Genomic DNA, 20,110 nt, shown 5'->3' with positions numbered 1-20,110 from the left:
AGTCTACTCCTCTCCCGGCGGGCGACTCGCGCGCGGCGCGGGCTCCGGCGCCCCGCCGTCCGGCGCCTGCGCGGCGCGCTCGGGCCGGACCAGGTCGAGGAGCAGCAGGCCGGCGCCGGCCACGATCGCGGAATCGGCCAGGTTGAACGTCGGCCAGTGTGCGGTGCCGAATCGGTCGGCCAGCCACTGCGCGGCGCGGGGGTGCGACACGTACGCGTCGAGGAAGTCCACGACCTCGCCCCGGAGCGCGCGGTCGATCAGGTTGCCGGTGGCGCCGCCGAGGATCGCGGCGAGGCCGGCCAGGGTCCGCCGGTCGGGCTCGTCGGTCCTCACGAGGAACACCGCGATGGCCGCGATGGCCATCAGCGGGAACACGGTGAGCAGCACGGTGCGCCACGGGTCTTCCCATCCCGCGAAGTAGCCGAACAGGCCGCCCCGGTTCCGGGAATACCAGAGGCTGAAGCAGCCCGGGATCACCGGCACCGGGCCCCGGCCGCGGAGCAGGGCGTCCGCGACGACCTTGGACGCCTGGTCGGCGATCAGGACGGCGAGGGACAGCGCGAAGTACCCGCGCCGGCCGGCGATCGCCGCCCCGAGGGTCATGCGGCCCCCGGGGACGCGACGATCTCCCGGACCGCGGCCGCGCAGCGGCCGCAAACTCCCGGCCACTCACCGTCCGTCCCGACGTCGGTCGTGTAGTTCCAGCACCGCGCGCACTTGTCTCCGTCGGCCCGCGCCACGTCGATGCCGAGCCCCCCCTCCGCGTCGGACCGGAACGCGGAGTCGGGCACCGGGCCGAACTCGACCCCCGAGGTGATGAACAGGAACCGGAGCCCGGCCCCGAACGACCGCAGGAACTGGACCGTCGATTCCGGCGCCTCGAGACGCACCTTGGCCTCGAGGGAGCCGCCGATCCGCTTCGCGGCGCGCGCCGCCTCCAGCGCCCTCTGGACCTCGAGGCGCACCTTGAGGAGCCGCTCCCACCGATCGAGGAGGCCCGGATCGTCCGGCAGCGACAGCGGCTCCGGGAACATCTCCGCGTGAACCGTTGAGCCTCGCCAGCGCTCGCGGCCGCCGAGCGCCTCCAGCTCCTGCCACACCTCGTCGGCGGTGAAGCAGAGGAGCGGCGCCATGAGCCGGACGAGGTCCGTCGCGAGCCGGTGCAGCACGGTCTGGGCCGACCGCCGCGCCCTCGACCGGCGCGGGGCGGTGTACAGCCGGTCTTTGAGCACGTCCAGGTAGAACGACGACAGGGTCACCGCGCAGAAGTTGTGGAGCCCGTGGTAGACCGCGTGGTACTGCCGGGCCTCGTACGCCGCGAGGATCCTTCGGCGGAGAGCCTCGAGCTGGTGGAGCGCCCAGCGGTCGATCTCCTCCATCTCGGGGAACGGCACCGCATCCCTCGCGGGGTCGAAGCCGTCGAGGTTCCCGAGCAGGTATCGGAAGGTGTTCCGGATCTTCCGGTAAGCCTCGGCGTTTCGGTCGAGGATCTCCTCGGAGAGCCGCATGTCCTCGAGGAAGTCCACCATGCTCACCCAGAGCCTTAGGATGTCGGCGCCCCGCTCGTTCGCGACGTCGATGGGCGAGATCGCGTTCCCGAGGGACTTGGACATCTTCTTGCCGTCGCCGTCGAGGGTGAACCCGTGGGTGAGGACCGCTCGGTAGGGAGCGCGCGCCCGGTCGTTGACCGCGACGAGCAGGGAGGAGTGGAACCACCCGCGGTACTGGTCGTGCCCCTCGAGGTAGAGGTCCGAGGGCCAGGGGAGCGATCCGTCGCGGCCGAGGACCGCCGAGTGGGAGACCCCCGACTCGAACCAGACGTCCACGATGTGCTCCTCGAATCGCAGCCGGCCGCGCTCGCCGCACTTCGGGCAGGCGACGCCCGAGGGCACCAGCCGGGCGAGGCGCTCGGCGGCGCTCGTGTAGGGGCGGTGCCGCGCCCCGTCGGGGACGCCGAACCATGCGTCGGACCCCTCCCCCAGGAACACGCGCTCCAGGTGCTCGAAGAGCGCCGGGTCGCGCACGAACGCGTCCGGCGCCTCCGGGAAGCAGGCGCCGCAGACCACGAGCGGGATCGGCACCCCCCAGGTCCGCTGCCGGGAGATGCACCAGTCCGGCCGGGTCGCGACCATCTGGGCGATCCGCTCCTCGCCGAACGCGGGCATCCAGCCGGAGCGATGGATCTCCTCCACGGCCTTCCCGCGCAGGCCGTCGGCGTCGAGAGAGATGAACCACTGCGGGGTCGAGCGGAACAGCACCGGGTTCTTGCAGCGCCAGCAGTGAGGGTACGAGTGGGTGCACGGGTCGCGGCGCAGCAGGAGCCCGCGCTCGGCGAGGTCGCCGACGATCCTCTCGTTGGCGTCCAGGACGAACGTACCCTTGAGCCAGTCCGGGCCCACCCGCTCCGGGAGGAACCGGCCGTCGTCCCCGACGGGGTTGAACGGAAGGAGGCCGTACTCGCGTCCCACCGCGAAGTCCTCCGCGCCGTGCCCGGGAGCGGTGTGGACGCAGCCCGTGCCCGCGTCGAGGGTGACGTGGTGGCCCAGGATCAGGACGCCGGGGCCCGCGGCCGGTCCGGACGGCGCCGCGTACGGCCGCTTCACCGGCGCGCGGCTCCCGATCCAGTCCGCTCCCTCGCCGACCAGCTCGCGCCCCGTGAACTTCGCGACGATCCGGGCGCCCTTCCAGCCGAGGTCCTTCGCGACCGACGCGAAGAGTCCCTCGGCGACGATGAGCGTCTCCTCGCCGACCTCGGCCGCGACGTAGGCGAAGTCCGGGTGGAGGCAGACCGCGAGGTTGGCCGGGAGCGTCCAGGGTGTCGTCGTCCACGCCACGAGCGCGACATGCCGCCCGGCCAGCGCGGCCACCCTCGCCTCGAGCCCCTCCGCCGGGAACTTCACGTAGATCGAGAGGTCGGTCCGGTCCTCGTACTCGACCTCGGCCTCGGCCAGCGCGGTCTTGCAGGAGAAGCACCAGTGGACCGGCTTCTCGCCGAAGTACACCGCTCCCTTCGCGAAGAACCGCCCGAGCTGGCGGACGATCTCGGCCTCGTACGTGCGGTCGATGGTCCGGTAGATCGCGCGGCGGCTCACCGCGTGCTCCGCTTCCTCCTTGTTGTCGAGGGTCCGGTCCCAGAGGACGCCCAGGCGACGGAACTCCTCGCGCTGAACGCCGATGAACCTCTCCGCGTACTCGCGGCAGAGCGCGCGGACCTCGAGCGGCGTCAGTCCGGCCTTCGCGCTCCCGAGCTCCTTGTCCACGCGGTGCTCGATCGGGAGGCCGTGACAGTCCCAGCCGGGGACGTACGGTGCGTCGTGTCCCATCATCGAGCGGGACTTGACCACGAAGTCCTTCAAGATCTTGTTGAGCGCCTGTCCCAGGTGGATGTTCCCGTTGGCGTAAGGGGGACCGTCGTGGAGCACGAAGGGGGGCATTCCCCGTCGCGCCTCGCGCACTTTCCGGTACGCGTCGACTCGATCCCACCACTCCAGGATCGTGGGCTCCCGCCGCGGAAGGTCCGCCTTCATGGGAAAGTCGGTCCTCGGCAGGTTGATCGTGTTCTTAAGTTCAACGTTCTTGGACACTTGGCGTCCCTCATGGGAAGCCGGTACTCTAACACACGCGGCTCGCGGCCGTCAGGACCGACGGCGAGGCGCGGGTGCGCGCGAAAATCGAGGTGACCGGATGGCGGGCGAGCTGACCGCGGTGGCGATGAGCGGCGGGGTCGACAGCTCCGTCGCGGCGGCGCTGCTCGCGCGGGAGGGGCGGCCGCTGGTGGGCTTCTCCATGTACCTCGCGCGTCGCCACGAGGGCGGGGGAGGCGGGGAGAAAGCCCGCTGCTGCTCTCTCGACGACTGCCAGGACGCACGGCAGGTCGCGAGAAGCTTCGGCTTCCCGCACCACGTCCTCGACATGGAGGAGGACTTCCGCAGGCTCGTCCTCGACCCGTTCAAGGCGGACTACGCGCGCGGGCGGACGCCGTCGCCTTGCGTCGGCTGCAACACGTTCCTGAAGTTCGGCGCGCTGGTCGGGAAGGCCCGCGAGGTCGGCGCGTCAACGGTGGCGACCGGTCACTACGCGAGGCTCGAGCGCGACGCGCGGAGCGGGCGCACGCTGCTCAGGAGGGCCGCGGACGAGGGGAAGGACCAGTCGTACTTCCTGTTCGATCTCTCCGAGGAGCAGCGGCGTGCGGCGGAGTTCCCGCTCGGCCGGATGACCAAGGACGAGGTCCGGGAGGCGGCGCGCTCCCTCGGCCTGAGGGTGGCCGACAAGCCCGAGTCGATGGACCTCTGCTTCCTGAGCCGCGGGGAGAGCTACCGCGACTTCCTGGAGCGCGGCGGTATCGCCGAAGCCTCCGAGCCGGGAGAGATCGTGGACGTCGAGGGAAGGGCGCTGGCGAGGCACGAGGGGATCGCCGGCTTCACGGTCGGCCAGCGCCGCGGGCTCGGCGTCGCGGCGGGGCGCCCGCTCTACGTCGTGCGGATCGACGAGGAGAGCCGGAGGGTCGTGGTCGGGGGGAGCGAGGATCTCCTGAGTGATCGCTGCACGATCGAGCGCGTCAGGTGGATCCCCTTCGATCGCCCGGTCGGCCCGGTGCGCGCCACCGTGAAGATCCGCTCGACCCATTCCGGCGCGAAGGCGACCCTCGACGACCTGGGGGACGGCACCGCGGTCGTCCGCTTCGACGAGCCGCAGCGGGCCGTCGCTCCCGGCCAGGCCGCTGTCGCCTACGACGGCGACCTGGTGCTGGGCGGCGGCTGGATTCGGACTTGAGGCACGGGAGTGCGGCTGGCCCCCTGGAGTCTCCCACCGTCCTTCCCGAATCCAATGAAGGTGCTGGAGACGGATTGGAGACGCGTGCTGTCAGCCGGCCCCGCTGAGCGTATGATCACCGCCAGAGCGAGTCGCCTGCGCAACAGGAGGGGCAAAATGAAAAACTTCTGGATTCGTCTTGGCATCGTGGTGGGTGTTCTCGTGGTTCTCGTCGACGGAGCGTCGACGCTCGCGGGTCAAGTCGGATCGACGACCTTGAGCGATTCGGATCGTGTAGGCGTCATCAGGGACACCACCAAGTGCAGGAAGCTGCAGTATTACTGCGTGCGCACCTGTGAAGAATCGCCGTATACCGGGATCGGATTGTGCCAGGAAGGTAACGGCAACAGCGGCCATGGATCCCCGATCTCGGTCGAATGCTGCTGCTGCACCCCGGGCTGGGAGCATCGCTCTTACATCGGGGGATAGCGCGCAGGCCGAGCGTACTTCGAGAATTGTTCAGGACGGCGCCGGCGGACGCCCCGACGGCCCTTGACGGAACCGGCTAACTCCCGCTATGCTCGCACCTTCGCGACGCATGCGGGAATAGCTCAGTTGGTAGAGCATCAGCTTCCCAAGCTGAGGGTCGCGGGTTCGAATCCCGTTTCCCGCTCCAAACCAGTCAACAACTTACGGGCCGTTCGGGGCGCCCCGGGGGAGACCTCGAATACCCAGGTCGCTGTAAAGGTCGCAGGTCGCTGCCGCAGCTTCAAGGCTGCCGCCCGGGGCCCGGGCTGACGTATCCTCGTCGCGGCCCCGCGCCGGATAGCTACCGGGGCGGGATTCCTGGACCGCCAGCGGGGCCGCTTCACTCTTCCAGGACCGCTTCCAGGAGGCGGAATGGCTGCCAGACCCCCCCCTGACCCCGACCACGACGGGCTGACGGAGCACCTCCGAGAGGAACTCCGGCTGGGCCGCTGGCTGCGTCCCGACCTCGACGACGAGAAGCTACTCGAGATGATCCGATCGTTTTCCCGCCGCGTCTCGGAGGGCCTCAATGAACCCCTGCTGACGGACGACGAGATCGAACGCGAGAGGGAACAGGCCGTCCACAACATGGACGCCTCTGACCCCTGGCGCGCCCTGATACGCAAAGAGGGTATCCCGTGGGAGATCGCCGGACCGATGGAGAAGGCGAGCAGAAGCATCCTCGGCGTCCTCTTCGGCGACCCCCTCGCCATGGCCGAGTTCGATGACTTGCGGGAAGAGGCCGTCAATCGCCTTGTCTCCCACTGTTCGTATTTCCCGCGGTACCTGCGTAACCCTCGTCTTCGACGCCGCCTCGCGCAGGAGAAAACCAAGCGCGGACCCGAGGGGCTTCGCCGATGGCTTCGCGAAGAGGTCTTTCCGGCCGCGATGATGGAGGCATTCGCGTCCCGCGAGGAAGCGAGGCGGTTCCGGCTCGGGACGAAGTGGATCCGCGCTGACGGACTCGGGATCATCGACGACGGGAGCTCGGGCGCCGTTTCGCCGGTGCGCCCTTCCGATCTGTCGTCGGGCCGCTATCGCCGATGGCTCCGCCAGGAAACTCTCTCGAACGCCGCTAGGCGAATTCTCGAGGACAACCCAAAGCGAGAGGTTCCGGCCTACATCCACCCGCCGGACCTGAGGATCTACCACCGCCTTGCCGGCCGTCTCACGGATCGTCAGAAGGCGCTGTTGGGGCTCCGAGACCAAGGGATGACGTACGCGCAGATCGCCGCCCGCCTCTGCACCACCCACGCGAACGCCCGGCAGATCGGATCCCGCCTCGACCGCCTCGCCCGAAAGCCCCACCACACCACCCGCTGAGTGTCACACGTTCGCATAAGGGGTGACGGCGCCGGTATTGCGCCCCCCGGAGGCGAACGTGGCCAAGATCCTATGGATCGCAGAGGCGGCCGCCGACGGTTCGACGAGCGAACCGCTGCTCGGTTCGACGAACCCGGCGATCATCCGCGCGGTGCTCGATCTCATGCGACGGATGATCGCGAGCGGCCTCGAGGACGAGGACGACGGCTTCCCGGACATCCCGCCGCCCGACGACGACGGCGACGATCCGGACCGGATGGGCGACCCGGACGGACACGGCGCACCCGTCGAGGAGCCCGCGTGAATCCGGACCGCGAGTGGTTCCGCGTCCGTGAACTGCGGGCCGAGTTCGGTTTCTCGAAACCGTGGGTCTTCGCTCGGCTCCACGAGGGGACTCTCCGCGGCCGGAAGGTCGGCGGCATCCTCTTGATCGAAGCGGCATCGGTCAAAGAGCTGATCGCGAACGCGCCGGCGTGGGAGCCCAAGGAGCCGCAACCGTGAGCGCCGCGGATCGCGAAGGCATGATGCGGCGCATCGTTTTCTGGCTGAACTGTCTTCCACCTGACCAGTTCACCCTCGCCGCACTAGCGGTTGCCGCCCTCGTGCAGGACACGCTCGCCCAGCAGGATCCGGCCCATGACTCCGCCGAGCTCGCCGCACTCCGCGCCGAACTCGCCACGCTCGTCCCAAGCCGCGGGGAGCCGAACTGATGCCCCTTCGACGTGGGCTGCGCGCAGTCTCTTCCGGAGCCGCGGCGCCCGACCCGGCCCTGCTCCTGGTGCTGCTCCGCGCGGCCGCGCGCCTCGACGTCGACTCCGTGCTCCGGCTCGTCGAGCACGCGGCCCGTCTCCGGCTCGGCCTCGAGCGTCCACGCCCGAGGCGAACGAGGCGACGAGACGCGAACGACGCGCCGATCGTGACCGCCGACCGTCGGCTCGCGAGTGCAGCGTGAGCACCGATACCGCGGTTGTTCTACCGAACGATCCCAGCATCGAGCGCGCGATCCTCGGGAAGGTGCTGGTCAACCCGGCCGCGTTCGGTGACGCGCGCGACATCCTCCGCCCGACCGACTTCCATCACCCACGTCACAAGCTGATCTGGTCCGCCTGCCTCGCGGTGGCCGCCACGGGAGGTCCGCCGGACCTCCTCAGCGTCCGGGCCGACCTGGAACGCCGTGGGAAGCTCGAGGCTGCGGGCGGTCTCGCGTACCTATCAGATCTGGACGCCGCGGCCCCCCCGGGCGGCGGGCTCGAGTGGTGGACGAACCGACTCCGCGGCCTGAGCTGGCGCCGCATCCTGATGGGCCTCGGCGAAGAGCTGACGAAGAAGGCCGGAAGCGGAGTCCCGGACGAGGAAATTCTCCGCTACGTCGAGGATCTGCAAGGACGTCTTCGCGACCTCGACGCCGGCGCCTCGAAGCTCGCAGCCGAAGACCTGGCCGACGTGCTCGGCCGTGACATCCCGCCGACCCCGTGGGCCGTGCCCGGCCTCCTCGCGGAGGGAGACAAGGTCATCGAGTCCGGTGCCGGCGGGATCGGCAAGTCGTGGCTTCTCGAATCCATGGCCCTCTCTCTCGCATCAGGCTGGCCCGTGTTTGCTCACTACGACGTGACCCGGCAATACAAGGTCGCCCTCCTCGACCTCGAAAGTCGGCCGTGGGAGACCGATGGGCGGTTGTCCCGACTCGCCGCGGGCATGGGGCTCAAGGCCGACGCTGCCCGGGGCTTCGTCCAGGTCATCCGGTCGCGGATTCGCTTCGATGATCCCCGCAACCTCCGGCTCTTGATGTCGAGCCTGAAGAGCTGGGGAACCGAGTTCCTGTTCGTGGACTCGTTCCGCAGGATGACCGGTGGCAATACCAACGATGGGGAGGTGGTCGCCAACCTGTTCAACCGGGCTCTGGACCCCATCTCCATGGAGCTGGGTTGCGGCGTCGTGATTGTCGACCACACCCGCAAGCGAACGGGAGAGGCCGAGCTGGACGCGCCAGAGCAGGCGCTCCATGGCTCTGTGGACAAGCGGAACGCATCCGATGCCCACTTCGGCGTCGAGGCCCGCCAAGAGCGCCTTGCATTCATCCCCACGAAAACGCGGCACGGTCGCCTGCCAGACGCCATACTCCTCGAAATCCACGGCCTCAGCGCCGACGTTGACTCGAGCGAGCCGGTCATCGTTCGGTGCGTCGGGAGCATCGACCGAGCCTCAGACAAGGTGCAGGACGCGATCGTGGCCCTCCTGACCGACGTCGGTGAGGCCGGGATGCTGCGGGGCGAGATCATCGGTCGTGCCCAGTACTCGACGCGGGCCGTGACCGACGGCCTCTCCGCCCTCACCAAGAGGGGCAAAACCCACAAGGCGAAGGAGGACAAGCAGACCCGTTACTTCCTCGCCGATGCGAGTCGAGGGCAACGAGGGCAGACGAGCGCACGTCGTATTTGGGAGCCCGAATGACGAGCGCGGCAGCCCTTAAGGAAAACTGCGCTCGTCAGACGACCTCACGAGGGCAACGAGGGCAGACGAGCGCAGACGAGAGACACCGCCACGGGGCGGCCCCCTCCGCTGGGGCTACGGGGGGCCGCCCGGACCCGTGGCACCCGGCCGACCTGCCCCTCGAGCGTAGCCCACGGGCCAACGGCTGGCGCGACGCGGCCGACTGCGCGCCTGGGGGTAGGGGGGTCGAAAGTCTACAGGTCTCGCCGGTGTCCGCGCGATGGCCCACGCGCGAACCCCCGCGAAATTCGCAAGGGGGGGGGGGCTGATGGCCGCCCATAACTCCCGGAGGCTCTCGTGAGAGGTCGGAAGCCCAAGCCGACGCACCTCAGGGTGCTCGAGGGGAACCTCGGGAAGCGGGCCCTGAACCGTGGGGAGCCCAAGACCTGCGGGGTCGGGCCGGCGTGTCCGCGGTGGCTCACCGGCGACGCCCGGAAGGCATTTCACCGGATGACCGGACTCCTCCGTGGCCTGGGCATCCTCACGCTCGCCGACCGGGACGCTATCGAGGCCTACGCCCAGACTTACAAGCGATGGCGGGAGGCCGAGACGTTCCTCGCGAAGAGCGGGCTTGTCTATCCCCTCCGCGACGAGCAGGGGAACGTGAAGTGCATGCAGCAGTGGCCGCACGTCTCGATCGCGAGGAACTGCATCGCGATCCTGCGGGCCTACCAGGTTGAGTTCGGACTCACCCCGAGCGCGCGCTCGCGGATCGACTTCCCGGGCGCGGACGAGGGTCGGGCCGACTGGTTGCCACCCGAGTTATGCGAATGAAGATCAACAGCCACGGCGCCGCCGCCGCCGAAATCATGACAGGGGAGGTAGACGCGGCACCCCTCCCCGCAACAGCTGATCCACGGCGCAGCCGACGCCGAAGAGACGACAGGAGGGGTGGCGCGGCGTCCCCTCTCCGCAGCCCGGGGCCCGATCCCCGGCCGTCCCTGTCCCTGAGATTGAAAAACAACCGGATGCGCAGCGGCGCAGGAAAGGTCGAATCTAGATGTCTTACGGCATTAAGCAGTTGCGCCAGAAGAAGTGGGATCTGATCGCGGAAGGCAAGGCGGCGCTCGACAAGGCCGCGGCCGAGGGTCGCGATCTGACCGCGGCCGAGAGAAACCGAGACGACGCGATCAACGTCGAGCTCGAGACGGTCGGCGCGTCGATCACCCGCGTCGAGAAGCAGATGGACCGGGACCGCGCGGCGCTCCTGGCCCGCGGGCCCTCGGGGCCGGGAACCGTCAGGTGGGACGGCAACGGGGATCGGATTCACGCCCCGGCCCACGCTCCGGCCGGCGTCATCGGCTACGATCCCGAAGGGCGTCCGGTCCGGGCCCTCGGGCCCAAGGAGAAGCTCGCGGACCTGGTGCCGCGGGAGACGGGGATGGACGTGGACGCGGAGGCCTCGACCGTCGGCCTCGCGGACGTCGTGCGGGGCCAGGTGATGGGCGAGTGGCGATCCCCCGAGATCCAGGCCCTCGCGGGCAGCAGCACGGTCGGCGGCAACATCCTCCTTTCCGCGGCCACCTCGACGATGGTCATCGACCTGGCCCGCTCGAAGGCCTGCGTCGTGCAGGCGGGGGCCCGGACGGTGCCGATGGAGGCACGTGAGGTCACGATCGCGAAACTCGCGACCGACCCGACCGCCTACTGGAGGCCCGAGAACGCCGTTCTCACCGCGAGCGATCCGAGTTTCGCGGGAGTCGTCCTGCGGGCCCGGACGGTCGGCGTGCTGGCCAAGGTCCCGATCGAGCTCGTGGAAGACGCTCAGAACCTCAGCTCGTTCCTCGACACCGTGTTCTCGGACGCCCTCGCGCTCGAGATCGATCGCGTCGCGCTCGTCGGCACCGGGGCGGCCGAAGAGCCGCAAGGCATCGAGAACACGCCCGGGGTCGGGACGTCGACGGGGATCGCATCCCCGGTTTACGACGACTTCACGGACATGGTGAAGACCGTGCGGCTCGCGAACGGCGAGCCCACGGCCGCCATCGTCCATCCGCGAGACGTCGCCACCCTCGAAAAACTCAAGGCCGTCACGGACGGCCAGTACCTCATTCCGCCGGCGTCCTTCACGGCGCTCAACCGGCTCATGACCACGCAGGTCCCGTCGACCCGCGGCGGCGGCTCCAACGAGTCGCTGGCGTTCGTCGGGGACTTCACGCAAGTCCTCCTCGGCGTCAGGACGAACCTGACGATCGAGGCCTCGCGCCACGCCGCGGACAGCAGCAGCTCCGCGTTCGCCAACCTGCAGGTGTGGATCCGCGGCTATCTCCGCATGGACGTCGCGGTCGTGCGGCCTGGCTGGTTCGTGGTCGGCAGCGGGATCACGGCGTAGGGAAGGAGCTGAACATGAACCTCTCCAAAGAGTGCAAGCTGATCCGGCACAACAACGCCGTCGCCGCGGGGCAGACGACGATCACCCCGGCCGCGGGGATCGACATGAAGGGCTTCGACACGTGCCTCTTCATCGTCGCCTTCGGCGCGATCACCACGGGCGCGGCAACGTCGGTGAAGGTGCAGCAGAGCTCGGATGATGGAGTGGCCGACGGCTACTCCGACCTCACCGGAACCTCCGTGACGGTCGCTGACGACCAGGATAACAAACTGTGTTACGTGGAGGTGGCCAGGCCGCTCAAGCGGTACCTGAAGCTCCTCGTTTTGCGCGCCACGCAGGACTCCGTCGTGGACGGCATCTTCGCCATCCTCGGCGGCGCGCACGAGATCCCGACCACGCACAGCACCACCGTCATGGCCGCGAGCGAGACCCACATCTCGCCGGCGGAAGGCACCGCGTAGTAACTCCATCCCGGCGGCTGCGCGTCTACCTTTCTGCGCGTGGCCGCCGGTGCAGTGCGGGGCCGGGGCGTGTCCCGCGGGTCCCGGCCGGACGCCCAAGGGAACTTTGACCCTCGTACGCCGGCCGGGACGTTTCTTTCATGGGGGATGTCGATGGACTTCCGCCGTGACCTCCTCGAGGCGCCACCGATGCGGCGAGCCCCTCCCGTGGACTGCCACCCGGTGCGTATCGAGATCGGCTACGGGGATCGGCGGCGGTGGTGGATCGTGCCGGTCCGCATCCACCGATGCCGGCCACCCTACTGCGTCGAGTGTGGCGTGTTCCTGGTGCGGGAGATGACCGAGGCGGAGAGGCGGGAGCGGTGACTACCGTCACGTCGCAGCGTCACCTAAAGCGAAGCGGAGGAACCAATCGTTGCGCGCCGAGTGATTCGCGCTGGGTAGGGCGCGCAATCTGGAAAGGCGTCGATCGCGATTTCGGGCCAGGATTTGCCGAACCGCATATCCTCAACGATCTCGACGTGATACTCGCGGCGAAACAGGTATTGGAATTCTCCATTGGAATTGTAGACGACCACCTGAACATCGAGGGAAATAGGCCACTGCATCCCAGCGCGGGGGTTGTAACCGTCTGGCGCGCGAAGACCAGGAACCATTTGCGCGAGCGGGAAATGGCCACTCCACTCGTCGAATGCCCAGATTTCCCAGTCCTCGCTCCCTGCGTAGACCCCGTTTTCGAAGGTGTGAAATCCTTGCCAAGAGCGCAGACGAATCGTGGGCCGGATCACGGCCAGTCTGCCGGTGTTGTTCTTGACGATAAAGCGAACATCGAGGTCTGGATCCTCACTACGCACGCAGGCGATGGCGAACCCCAAAACGGGCGTGCTGCGGTGGCGCCTTTCTTCGTCTGCGCTGCGGCGAATGAAATTCGTCAAGACGCTGTACCAAATGACCGCGATCGCGGTGAGGGCGTAGACCACCGTGGCGGCTTTGCCCGGCTCGTACCATGCCCAGATCGATGCCGCAAGCACAAGCGCACCGAGTACGGCACCGAAGATCACCGACTTATCGCCTTTCCACGGTGCTTCATTCGAGTGAGCCATGGCAGGCAACTCCTGAGTCGTCGCTTGACTCGATCGAGAACCGGGCGTAGCGTTCGCCTCGAAAGCGGCCCCGGCGCCGGCGTGAACCGGCGACGGGACCTAACGAACCACGCGGAGGTTACCCGCATGGCCCGCTTCGCGCATTCTCCCCGAACAGACCGCGAGGCTCAAGCCCTGCGTCGTTCCTCCGCTCACGTGCGCCCCGAGCGGCGCGAGGAGGATCCGATGGCGAAGACATCCGAGAAGCCCAGAGTGCAGACGTCTGCACACTGCAAGCTGACCCCATTCGAGGATGACATCAAGGAGATCGCGCTCCAGATCGAGAGCACCTTTGAACAATACGGGGTACCTCCGCTCGATGTCCTCCTGATCCTGCAGCGGGTCATCGAACACCGGGTGCTTCGGGCCCACGTCACCGTGAATCCCGACGGGAGCCTCCCGCTGGCGGAGGTAGTGGCTCGGATCGTCACCGAGTCTCAGGCGGAAGTCGCAGCGGAGGAGTGACGATGGCGAAGAAGTTCACGTTCCACGGTGACGGCGTGCTCTCGTACGTCCGCGTGAGTGACGGGAAACGGGTCTACTTCGCGCGGTACTCGTACCAGGGGCGGCCGATCACCGAGAAGGTCGGCCTCGACGAAGACCAGGCGCGGGGACTCGCGAAGTCCCGACGTCGACTGATCGACGAGGACCCCGCGTACGTCCCGCCCAACGTGAAGCGGAAGCGCGCGGCACGCGGCCGGATCCGGTTCAACAAGTTCGTTGAGGAGTTCCACAAGAACCACGGCGCGCTCCGGCGATCTGCGACGACCTACTTCGAGCCGATGGAGCGGCAGGCCGTCGCCGAGTTCGGGACCGTCTGGCTCGACGAGCTGAAGCCCGGGCGGATCCAGTCGTTCGTCGCCAAGCGGTCGAAGACGGTCGAGCCCGTCACCGTGAACCACTCGATTCGGTTCCTCAAGAACCTCCTGGGTCGGGCGGTCGAGTGGGGTTACCTGACCACGAACCCGGCCGCGAAGATCCGGTACATGCACGAGCCCCCGACCCGCGAGGTGTTCCTCTCGCAGTACGAGTCCGACAAGCTGCTCGAGCTCGCCCAGAAGCACGTCGTTCCCGCCGCCCGGTTCGCGCTCCTCACGGGCTGCAGGCGCGGCGAGATCCTCGGGCTGACCTGGGACGCCGTGGACCTCAAGCGCCGGACGATCCACCTCCGGCATACGAAGAGCGGTGATGCCCGGGCGCTCCCCGTCGGCGACGACCTCCTGGTGATCCTCAAGGCATTGCCACGGCACGTGAAGCACAACCACGTGTTCAGCTACCAGGGGGAGCCGCTGAAGTCCCTACAAGGCTCGTGGGAGGACGCGAGGGAGAAGCTGGCCGCTGCGGTGCGCGACGGCGACGCGGAGAAGGAGATCCCGAGAAACCCGGAGCGCGCGGCCGTTCTCGACGCGCTCCACTTCCACGACCTCCGGCATACCTGGGCCTCGCGGCAGGTGGCGGTGGGAACCGACCTGTACACGCTCATGAAGCTCGGTGGCTGGCGCTCGATCGAGATGGTCCAGCGGTACGCCCACTTCTCACCCGACTACCTTCGCGCGGCGGCGAACCGCCTCAACGGAACGGCCGGGACGCTCGCGGCAGCGACGCAGAGCGAAACACAGGTCGCTGCAAAGGTCGCAGGTCTATGCGCGTCCTAGTGGTCAGTGTGTCAGAGAAAGCGCGGAATGACCGTATCTTTCCGTATGGACCCGGACGGAATTGGATTCCCAAGCTGAGGGTCGCGGGTTCGAATCCCGTTTCCCGCTCCAGATAACACGCCGATTGCAACGGCCGCCTCGAGGCGCCGCTGCGCTCGGCCGCGATCACCGAGCCTGGAAGCGCGCGACCCCGTAAGCCAGCGCTGAGAGTCGTCACGCGCGGGCGTGAACCGGCGTAGAGAAACCAACATCGACGTCGCTGCGATGCACTCCGAGAACTCGACGACTTATTTAATCTGATTGCGTTATCGTATTGTTCTAACCTGGCACGCATCTCGCTCGGTTCGCTGCCCGCGGTCCGACGCCTCGACCGTGGTCGGAGAGCCCAACGATGATGCGGACCTCGTCCCGGCTTCCACGGACCCTCGCGCTCCTGATCGCCCTCACGACGCTACCCGCGCTCGCGGGAACGCAGGCGCTGACGTGGGATCCCGTTACGCAGAACGAGGATGCGAGCGTCTGTACGGACCTGGCGGGCTATCGCGTGTAGTACGGCATGGGGTCGCGGAGTTACACCCAGGTCCTCGACGTCGGGAACGTGACGGCCACGACGGTCTCGGGACTCGCCGACTGCACGACCTGGTACTTCGTGGTCAAGTCCTACGATACTCAGGGATACGCGAGCAATAATTACTCGAATGAGGTGGCCAGCTGGCCGGCGCCGCTCGTGGCGAGCACGAGCCCGTCGGCCGCCGCGCAGGGTCGGGCGCTCGACGTCGCCATCGGCGGCTCCAACTTCGTGGCGGGTTCCACGGTGCGGTTCGGATCCCCCGGGATCACCGTGAACTCCGTGACGGTGAGCGCGTGCGGACAGCTCACGGCCGCGATCAGCGTGAGCGACTCAGCGCCTTTGGGACCCTCCAGCATCACGGTCACGAGTCCCAACCAGGCCTCGGGAACCGGGCTCGGGCTCTTCACCGTCCGGGCGGCCACGACGCCGCCGTCCGTGTCCGCGGTGCAGTCGGGGAGCGTCGGTGCCACGCGGGCGACGATCACGTGGACGACGGACGAGCCGGCCGACAGCCAGGTCCTCTACCGCAAGAGCGGCCAGACCGGGTATCAGCAGACGGAGGTCGACTCCACCCTCGGAACCGCGCACGCGGTCGTCCTGGAGGGGCTCGATCCTGCGTCGACCTACCAGGCTCAAGTGAGGAGCGCGGACGCGGCCGGCAATGCAGCGATCTCGTCGCCGGACCTGAGCTTCGCGACCTCCGCCAGCTCCTACGCGCACCTGAGGTTCGAGACCGAATGCGGGAATCTGGTCTCGCCGGTCCAGATGGCGAGCGGAGTCGGCATGTTCGACTCGGGCGCGATCACGACACCCGCCGGCACGCCGATCGGCGGCGCGGCCAACCCCGCTGGAACCGCGAGCTACGGTATCGATGTCCCGACCGCCGGCACCTGGTACTTGTGGGTGCGCGTCTTCGCCCAGGACGCGCAGTCGAGCTCGTGGTTCGAGTCGGTCGACGGCGCCGGGCTCCAGCCGGTCTTCGCGTCGCGTTACGGCGCGTGGACGTGGATCGCTGGAGGCGCCTACGCGCTCACGCAGGGACTTCACGCGATCGAGCTGGGCGGTTACGATGCGCAGGCGATGGCCGACCGGATCCTGCTGACCGACGACCGGGACTTCGTTCCGACCGAGCAGCCCGTCGACGACCAGATCGCGCCCGAGGCACCGGTGCCTTTCACGGCGACTCCCGGCAGCGCTCTCGTCAGCCTGAGCTGGCGCAATCCGAGGGACACCGACTTCCAGCAGACCGTCATCCGCTGTCGCACCGACGGGAGCTTTCCGACGAGCCCCGTCGATGGTCATGCCGTGACCGCGAAGGCGGGCAATCCGGGAAGCCAGGGCAGTCTCACGATGAGCGGGCTCGTCAACGGAATCACGTACTCGTTCAGCGCGTTCGCCGTGGATCGCTCGGGCAACGTTTCCGTCGCCGCGCACGCGCAGGCCGTTCCGGACGCGAAGGGACACAAGAAGAAGAACTGAGGGCGGGCCGAGTCGCTCGTACAGCGAACCGCGCCCGCCGATCGAGCGCCGCACCGCCGAAGCTCCCGAAAACCCCGAAAGCTCGGACTTTTCGGCACCGAAAGGTGCACAATTCGCGTTGCCCCTTATCTCCGCAGCGTGGTACCTTTCCCGAGAGTTGGCGGAACGGCGGTACCGCGATTCGCTCGCGCAGAGGATGACGCCCTGGACCGGAGGGGGGGCCGGATGACCACGATCCTGCCGGGCGACGACGTGCGACCCAAGCGCGAAGGGAGTCCGACGTGAGCGCGCGCATCCTCGTGGTCGACGACGAGCCCACGATCCAGGAGTTCGCCGCGACGGCCCTCGGTGCCGCCGCGTACGAGGTCGCTTGCGCCAGGACGGGGCTCGACGCGCTCCGTCTCGCGCGGCGGGAGCACTTCGACCTCGTCCTCCTGGACATCAACATGCCGGAGATGGACGGCTGGGAGACGCTGCGGCTCCTGAAGGCGGACGAGGCGATCCGCGATCTCCCGGTGATGATGTTCTCGGTGAAGGGAGAGGCCCGCGACAAGGTTCACGGCCTGCAGGAAGGCGCGGCGGACTACCTGACCAAGCCGTTCGGGGTGGACGAGCTGCTCTCTCGCGTGCGACGCGTGCTCAGCGGCGGCGGAGCGCGAGCGGGCTCGCTGCCGCGGGGGGCCTGACCGTGGACCCCCGCGAGCCGGGTCCGCTCGACGATCGCCAGCGCAACGAGTTCCTCAAGCTCCGTAGCGCCCTGCACGACCGGATCACGGGGCTCCCGGCCTATGCGCTCCTCTTCGACCCGCTCCGCTCGGCCCTCGACGGCCGTCGCCACCTCGGCGTGCTGCACGTGGACGTCGCGAACCTCGATCTGGTGGAGTCGCTGTACGGCTGGCAGGTCTTCGACCGCGTGCTCGCGAGGATCGCCGAGGTGCTGAAGGGCCTCCCGGGAACCGATCTGCCGGAAGGGTCGCTCCTCGCGGTCAACGGCGTGGCGGGCGACCGCCTGGTCGCGTTCGTCCCCGAGACGGCGTCGGGGACGGAGGTGGAGCCCGCGGACCTCGCGAAGATGGCGTCGGCGGTGTGCGCCCGTCTCGACCAGGCCTTCGACGACGAGGAGTGGGCGGGGCTCTCCCCCCGCCTGGCGTTCCGAGTCGGGCACGCGTTGCTCTCGGAGGACCCGTTCTACCGGTTCGAGCGGCGCGTGCACGCGGCGGTCGAGGAGGCCCGGACGCTGACCCAGCGGCGCTATCGTCGCGCGGAGACGATTCGCGGCGCGGAGCTCAGGCGGATCATCCGGGAGGCCGAGGTCTCCGCCGTCTTCCAGCCGGTGGTCGACCTCGCCACGCTCGAGGTCGTCGGGTACGAGGCGCTGGCGCGCGGCCCGAAGGGAAGCGGGTTCGAGAATCCCGCCGCGATGTTCGCGCTCTCGGTCCGCCTCGGGATGGCGGCGGACCTCGACCGGCTGTGCCGGCGGCGGGCAGTGCAGGGCTCGGGCGCGATGGCCGAGAAGGGCCGAGGCAAGATCTTCCTCAACGTCCTTCCCGGCTCGCTCTCCGACCCCGAGTGGTTCGAGGAGTCGTTCACCCGCCTCCTGATGGCATCGTCGCTGCGGCCCCGGGACCTCGTGCTCGAGGTCTCCGAGCGCGGGCCCGACAACGACCCCACGCGTCTCGCGGCGGGGTTCGAGGCGCTCAGGAAGCGCGGGTTCGGCGTCGCGCTGGACGACGTGGGGACCGGCTACGCGAGCCTCGCGACCATCGAGAAGGTGCGACCGGACTACCTCAAGGTCGACGTGAGCCTCGTGCGGGGCGTCGACGAGAACCTGATCCAGCAGGAGCTGATCTCGTCCCTCGTGCACATCGGTCGGCGGATCGGAGCCGCCGTGGTCGCCGAGGGGATCGAGTCCGAGAGCGAGGCGGCGGCGATCCGCAAGGCGGGCGCGCCGCTCGGGCAGGGATACCTCTTCGCGGGACCGTCGGCGCCCGGCGCGCCGCCGGAGCCGACGGATCCGCGGGGCGAAGGACACTAGGCCGGGGAAAGGCGGGCGAGGCGGGCTCATGACGCCGGACGTCGCCGCGGGAGCGCAAGGAACCGCCGTGGAAGGGCTGCTGGCCGGGAACGCCGGGCTCCTGTTCGTCATCGGGGTCGGCCTGACTTCGCTCGCGGTGCTGCTGTTCCTCCTGCTCCTCCTCTCCCGAAGGCAGCAGCGGCGCGACCTTCGCGAGGTCGTGCTGGCGGTGGAGTCGCTCCGCACCGGCCGCGCGGCGCGCCCGGCAGAGCTCGACCCCCGGTCGCCCTTCGTCGTCCTGGCGGACGCGGTGAACAGGCTGGGCCAGGAGCTGACGGCGCGCGGCGCCGAGGCCGAGGGGAGGCGAGAAGGTCTCCGCGCGCTGGAGGACGTCGCCCACGACCTCGCGCTCATGACCACCGACGGGGACTTCGATATCCGCAGCCTGAGCGCCGGGGCCGCCGTGCTGCTCGGCTGGGACGAGGACGAGGTGCTCGGGCGGCCAGCCTCGATGGTGTTCGACGAGGCCGCCTGGAAGGACCTGCTGCCCAAGCTCGGGAGGAAGAGTCTCAGGGAGCACGGGGTCGAGGCACGCTCGGTGCTGCTCCGGCGCGACGGAACGAAGTTCCACGGGAGCGTGAAGGTCCGGCTCCGCGGCGGACCGGTGGGGGAGGCGCGCGGCTACCTCATCGTGGTCAAGAACGTGGACGCGGAGGTGCGGCTCGAGGAGGAGCTCAGGGGGTCGGAGGCGCGATACCGCGCGCTCGTGGAGGGAATCCCGGAGGCCGTGGTCGTGCTGCGCGGCGGGAAGATCGCGTTCCTCAACCCCGTCATGGCGGCGATGCTCGGCGGGCGCCCCGAGAGCCTCGTCGGCGCGCGGCTCCGGGACCTCGTCGCGACCCGAGACGTGATGGTGCTCGAGGAGCACCTCTCGCGGCTCGAGAGATGCCGCCCCGGCGAGCGGCAGGACCTCCACGTGACGCTCGTTCCGGCCGACGGCCGCGGCGGCCCCGACGTCAAGCTGTCGCTCGCGACGGCGATCGTGGACGGGGAGCCGGCGGTGGTCGGCGCGGCCTCGGACGAGACCGTGGCCCGCCGCCTCGGGGCCGAACTCCGGGAGAACGAGTCGCGTCTCGACGCGGTCCTCGAGGCGACCACGGACGGCGTGGTGTCGCTCGCGGACCTGCCGGGAGGGTCGGTGGTGCGGATGACCAACCGCGCCTTCCTCGACCTGTTCGGACTCCGCGAAGCGCAGGTGCTCGGCGCGACCGAGCCGGAGCTGCTCCGGCTCCTGCGCGAGCGCGGCCAGGGGGCGGAGGACGTCGCGGCGTTCCTCGCCCGGGCCGCTCGCGGCACGAGGCGT

General features: G+C 69.0%; 22 protein-coding genes and 1 tRNA gene. 20 read left to right on the top strand and 3 right to left on the bottom strand.

The features are described 5' to 3' along the window. Positions 1-3: 3 nt before the first annotated feature. A complete protein-coding gene (lspA, locus tag LAO51_07170; protein MBZ5638527.1) occupies positions 4-603 on the bottom strand; it encodes a signal peptidase II in 600 nt (199 codons plus the stop codon). Then, positions 600-3,527 carry an isoleucine--tRNA ligase gene (ileS, locus tag LAO51_07165; GenBank protein ID MBZ5638526.1) on the bottom strand — a complete coding sequence of 976 codons (2,928 nt, stop codon included), beginning with the start codon at positions 3,525-3,527 and terminating at the stop codon, positions 600-602. The genes lspA and ileS overlap by 4 nt, the downstream gene beginning before the upstream one ends. 157 nt (positions 3,528-3,684) lie before the next feature. On the opposite strand from ileS, the gene mnmA reads away from it, so the two are divergent. From mnmA to LAO51_07100, 13 genes are all read left to right on the top strand, one after another. Then, positions 3,685-4,773, top strand: a complete 1,089-nt coding sequence (gene mnmA, locus LAO51_07160) for a tRNA 2-thiouridine(34) synthase MnmA (GenBank protein ID MBZ5638525.1) — start codon at positions 3,685-3,687, stop codon at positions 4,771-4,773. Between the two features lie 156 nt (positions 4,774-4,929). Beyond that, on the top strand, positions 4,930-5,241 hold the full coding sequence (locus tag LAO51_07155; GenBank protein ID MBZ5638524.1) for a hypothetical protein: 312 nt from the start codon (positions 4,930-4,932) through the stop codon (positions 5,239-5,241). Positions 5,242-5,352: 111 nt separating this feature from the next. Then, a tRNA-Gly gene (locus tag LAO51_07150) sits at positions 5,353-5,428 on the top strand. A 224-nt stretch (positions 5,429-5,652) separates the two neighbouring features. Then, positions 5,653-6,603, top strand: coding sequence for a hypothetical protein (locus tag LAO51_07145; protein MBZ5638523.1), 951 nt, complete (start codon positions 5,653-5,655; stop codon positions 6,601-6,603). 58 nt (positions 6,604-6,661) lie between these two features. Further along, positions 6,662-6,907 carry a hypothetical protein gene (locus tag LAO51_07140; protein ID MBZ5638522.1) on the top strand — a complete coding sequence of 82 codons (246 nt, stop codon included), beginning with the start codon at positions 6,662-6,664 and terminating at the stop codon, positions 6,905-6,907. After that, positions 6,904-7,104 carry a hypothetical protein gene (locus LAO51_07135; protein MBZ5638521.1) on the top strand — a complete coding sequence of 67 codons (201 nt, stop codon included), beginning with the start codon at positions 6,904-6,906 and terminating at the stop codon, positions 7,102-7,104. Before LAO51_07140 ends, LAO51_07135 begins: the two co-directional genes overlap by 4 nt. Continuing rightward, positions 7,101-7,313 (top strand): hypothetical protein, encoded by a 213-nt coding sequence (locus LAO51_07130; protein MBZ5638520.1) that lies wholly within the window; start codon positions 7,101-7,103, stop codon positions 7,311-7,313. Before LAO51_07135 ends, LAO51_07130 begins: the two co-directional genes overlap by 4 nt. Next, positions 7,313-7,555 carry a hypothetical protein gene (locus LAO51_07125; protein MBZ5638519.1) on the top strand — a complete coding sequence of 81 codons (243 nt, stop codon included), beginning with the start codon at positions 7,313-7,315 and terminating at the stop codon, positions 7,553-7,555. The genes LAO51_07130 and LAO51_07125 overlap by 1 nt, the downstream gene beginning before the upstream one ends. Further along, a complete protein-coding gene (locus LAO51_07120; GenBank protein ID MBZ5638518.1) occupies positions 7,552-9,054 on the top strand; it encodes an AAA family ATPase in 1,503 nt (500 codons plus the stop codon). The genes LAO51_07125 and LAO51_07120 overlap by 4 nt, the downstream gene beginning before the upstream one ends. A 336-nt stretch (positions 9,055-9,390) precedes the next feature. Next, complete coding sequence (locus LAO51_07115; GenBank protein MBZ5638517.1) at positions 9,391-9,867, top strand: phage terminase small subunit P27 family; 477 nt, start codon at positions 9,391-9,393, stop codon at positions 9,865-9,867. 226 nt (positions 9,868-10,093) lie between these two features. Next, positions 10,094-11,425, top strand: coding sequence for a phage major capsid protein (locus tag LAO51_07110; GenBank protein MBZ5638516.1), 1,332 nt, complete (start codon positions 10,094-10,096; stop codon positions 11,423-11,425). 14 nt (positions 11,426-11,439) lie between these two features. Continuing rightward, entirely contained in the window at positions 11,440-11,886 is a 447-nt protein-coding gene (locus LAO51_07105) for a hypothetical protein (protein MBZ5638515.1), read from the top strand. Positions 11,887-12,039: 153 nt separating this feature from the next. Continuing rightward, the gene (locus LAO51_07100; protein MBZ5638514.1) at positions 12,040-12,252 is read left to right on the top strand and encodes a hypothetical protein; all 213 of its coding nucleotides are present in this window, start codon (positions 12,040-12,042) and stop codon (positions 12,250-12,252) included. A gap of 23 nt (positions 12,253-12,275) precedes the next feature. Here LAO51_07100 and LAO51_07095 read toward each other — a convergent pair whose 3' ends face one another. Then, positions 12,276-12,989, bottom strand: a complete 714-nt coding sequence (locus LAO51_07095) for a hypothetical protein (protein MBZ5638513.1) — start codon at positions 12,987-12,989, stop codon at positions 12,276-12,278. A gap of 225 nt (positions 12,990-13,214) precedes the next feature. Here LAO51_07095 and LAO51_07090 point away from each other — a divergent pair, with 225 nt between their 5' ends. From LAO51_07090 to LAO51_07060, 7 genes are all read left to right on the top strand, one after another. Further along, positions 13,215-13,493 (top strand): hypothetical protein, encoded by a 279-nt coding sequence (locus LAO51_07090; protein ID MBZ5638512.1) that lies wholly within the window; start codon positions 13,215-13,217, stop codon positions 13,491-13,493. 2 nt (positions 13,494-13,495) lie between these two features. After that, a complete protein-coding gene (locus tag LAO51_07085) occupies positions 13,496-14,683 on the top strand; it encodes a site-specific integrase (GenBank protein ID MBZ5638511.1) in 1,188 nt (395 codons plus the stop codon). A 391-nt stretch (positions 14,684-15,074) separates the two neighbouring features. Further along, a complete protein-coding gene (locus tag LAO51_07080; protein MBZ5638510.1) occupies positions 15,075-15,233 on the top strand; it encodes a hypothetical protein in 159 nt (52 codons plus the stop codon). Between the two features lie 6 nt (positions 15,234-15,239). Further along, positions 15,240-16,733, top strand: coding sequence for a fibronectin type III domain-containing protein (locus LAO51_07075; GenBank protein ID MBZ5638509.1), 1,494 nt, complete (start codon positions 15,240-15,242; stop codon positions 16,731-16,733). A 281-nt stretch (positions 16,734-17,014) separates the two neighbouring features. Then, a complete protein-coding gene (locus LAO51_07070) occupies positions 17,015-17,419 on the top strand; it encodes a response regulator (protein ID MBZ5638508.1) in 405 nt (134 codons plus the stop codon). A gap of 2 nt (positions 17,420-17,421) precedes the next feature. Continuing rightward, positions 17,422-18,768 carry a bifunctional diguanylate cyclase/phosphodiesterase gene (locus tag LAO51_07065; protein MBZ5638507.1) on the top strand — a complete coding sequence of 449 codons (1,347 nt, stop codon included), beginning with the start codon at positions 17,422-17,424 and terminating at the stop codon, positions 18,766-18,768. Positions 18,769-18,796: 28 nt separating this feature from the next. Next, on the top strand, positions 18,797-20,110 hold a 1,314-nt coding region (locus tag LAO51_07060), incomplete at its 3' end, for a PAS domain-containing protein (GenBank protein MBZ5638506.1).

It is taken from the genome of Terriglobia bacterium, assembly GCA_020073205.1.
In the GTDB taxonomy this organism is placed as follows: Bacteria; Acidobacteriota; Polarisedimenticolia; order Polarisedimenticolales; family JAIQFR01; genus JAIQFR01.
The sequence above is the reverse complement of the archived record's forward strand: the minus strand, read 5'-3'. Positions and strand labels throughout refer to the sequence as shown.

Coding starts and splice junctions, on each gene's coding strand:
- LAO51_07080 (MBZ5638510.1), top strand. CDS start 15,075: ATGATGCGGACCTCGTCCCGGCTTCCACGGACCCTCGCGCTCCTGATC.
- LAO51_07075 (MBZ5638509.1), top strand. CDS start 15,240: ATGGGGTCGCGGAGTTACACCCAGGTCCTCGACGTCGGGAACGTGACG.
- LAO51_07155 (MBZ5638524.1), top strand. CDS start 4,930: ATGAAAAACTTCTGGATTCGTCTTGGCATCGTGGTGGGTGTTCTCGTG.
- LAO51_07110 (MBZ5638516.1), top strand. CDS start 10,094: ATGTCTTACGGCATTAAGCAGTTGCGCCAGAAGAAGTGGGATCTGATC.
- LAO51_07085 (MBZ5638511.1), top strand. CDS start 13,496: ATGGCGAAGAAGTTCACGTTCCACGGTGACGGCGTGCTCTCGTACGTC.
- LAO51_07145 (MBZ5638523.1), top strand. CDS start 5,653: ATGGCTGCCAGACCCCCCCCTGACCCCGACCACGACGGGCTGACGGAG.
- ileS (MBZ5638526.1), bottom strand. CDS start 3,527: ATGAAGGCGGACCTTCCGCGGCGGGAGCCCACGATCCTGGAGTGGTGG.
- LAO51_07125 (MBZ5638519.1), top strand. CDS start 7,313: ATGCCCCTTCGACGTGGGCTGCGCGCAGTCTCTTCCGGAGCCGCGGCG.
- mnmA (MBZ5638525.1), top strand. CDS start 3,685: ATGGCGGGCGAGCTGACCGCGGTGGCGATGAGCGGCGGGGTCGACAGC.
- LAO51_07100 (MBZ5638514.1), top strand. CDS start 12,040: ATGGACTTCCGCCGTGACCTCCTCGAGGCGCCACCGATGCGGCGAGCC.
- LAO51_07105 (MBZ5638515.1), top strand. CDS start 11,440: ATGAACCTCTCCAAAGAGTGCAAGCTGATCCGGCACAACAACGCCGTC.
- lspA (MBZ5638527.1), bottom strand. CDS start 603: ATGACCCTCGGGGCGGCGATCGCCGGCCGGCGCGGGTACTTCGCGCTG.
- LAO51_07095 (MBZ5638513.1), bottom strand. CDS start 12,989: ATGGCTCACTCGAATGAAGCACCGTGGAAAGGCGATAAGTCGGTGATC.
- LAO51_07090 (MBZ5638512.1), top strand. CDS start 13,215: ATGGCGAAGACATCCGAGAAGCCCAGAGTGCAGACGTCTGCACACTGC.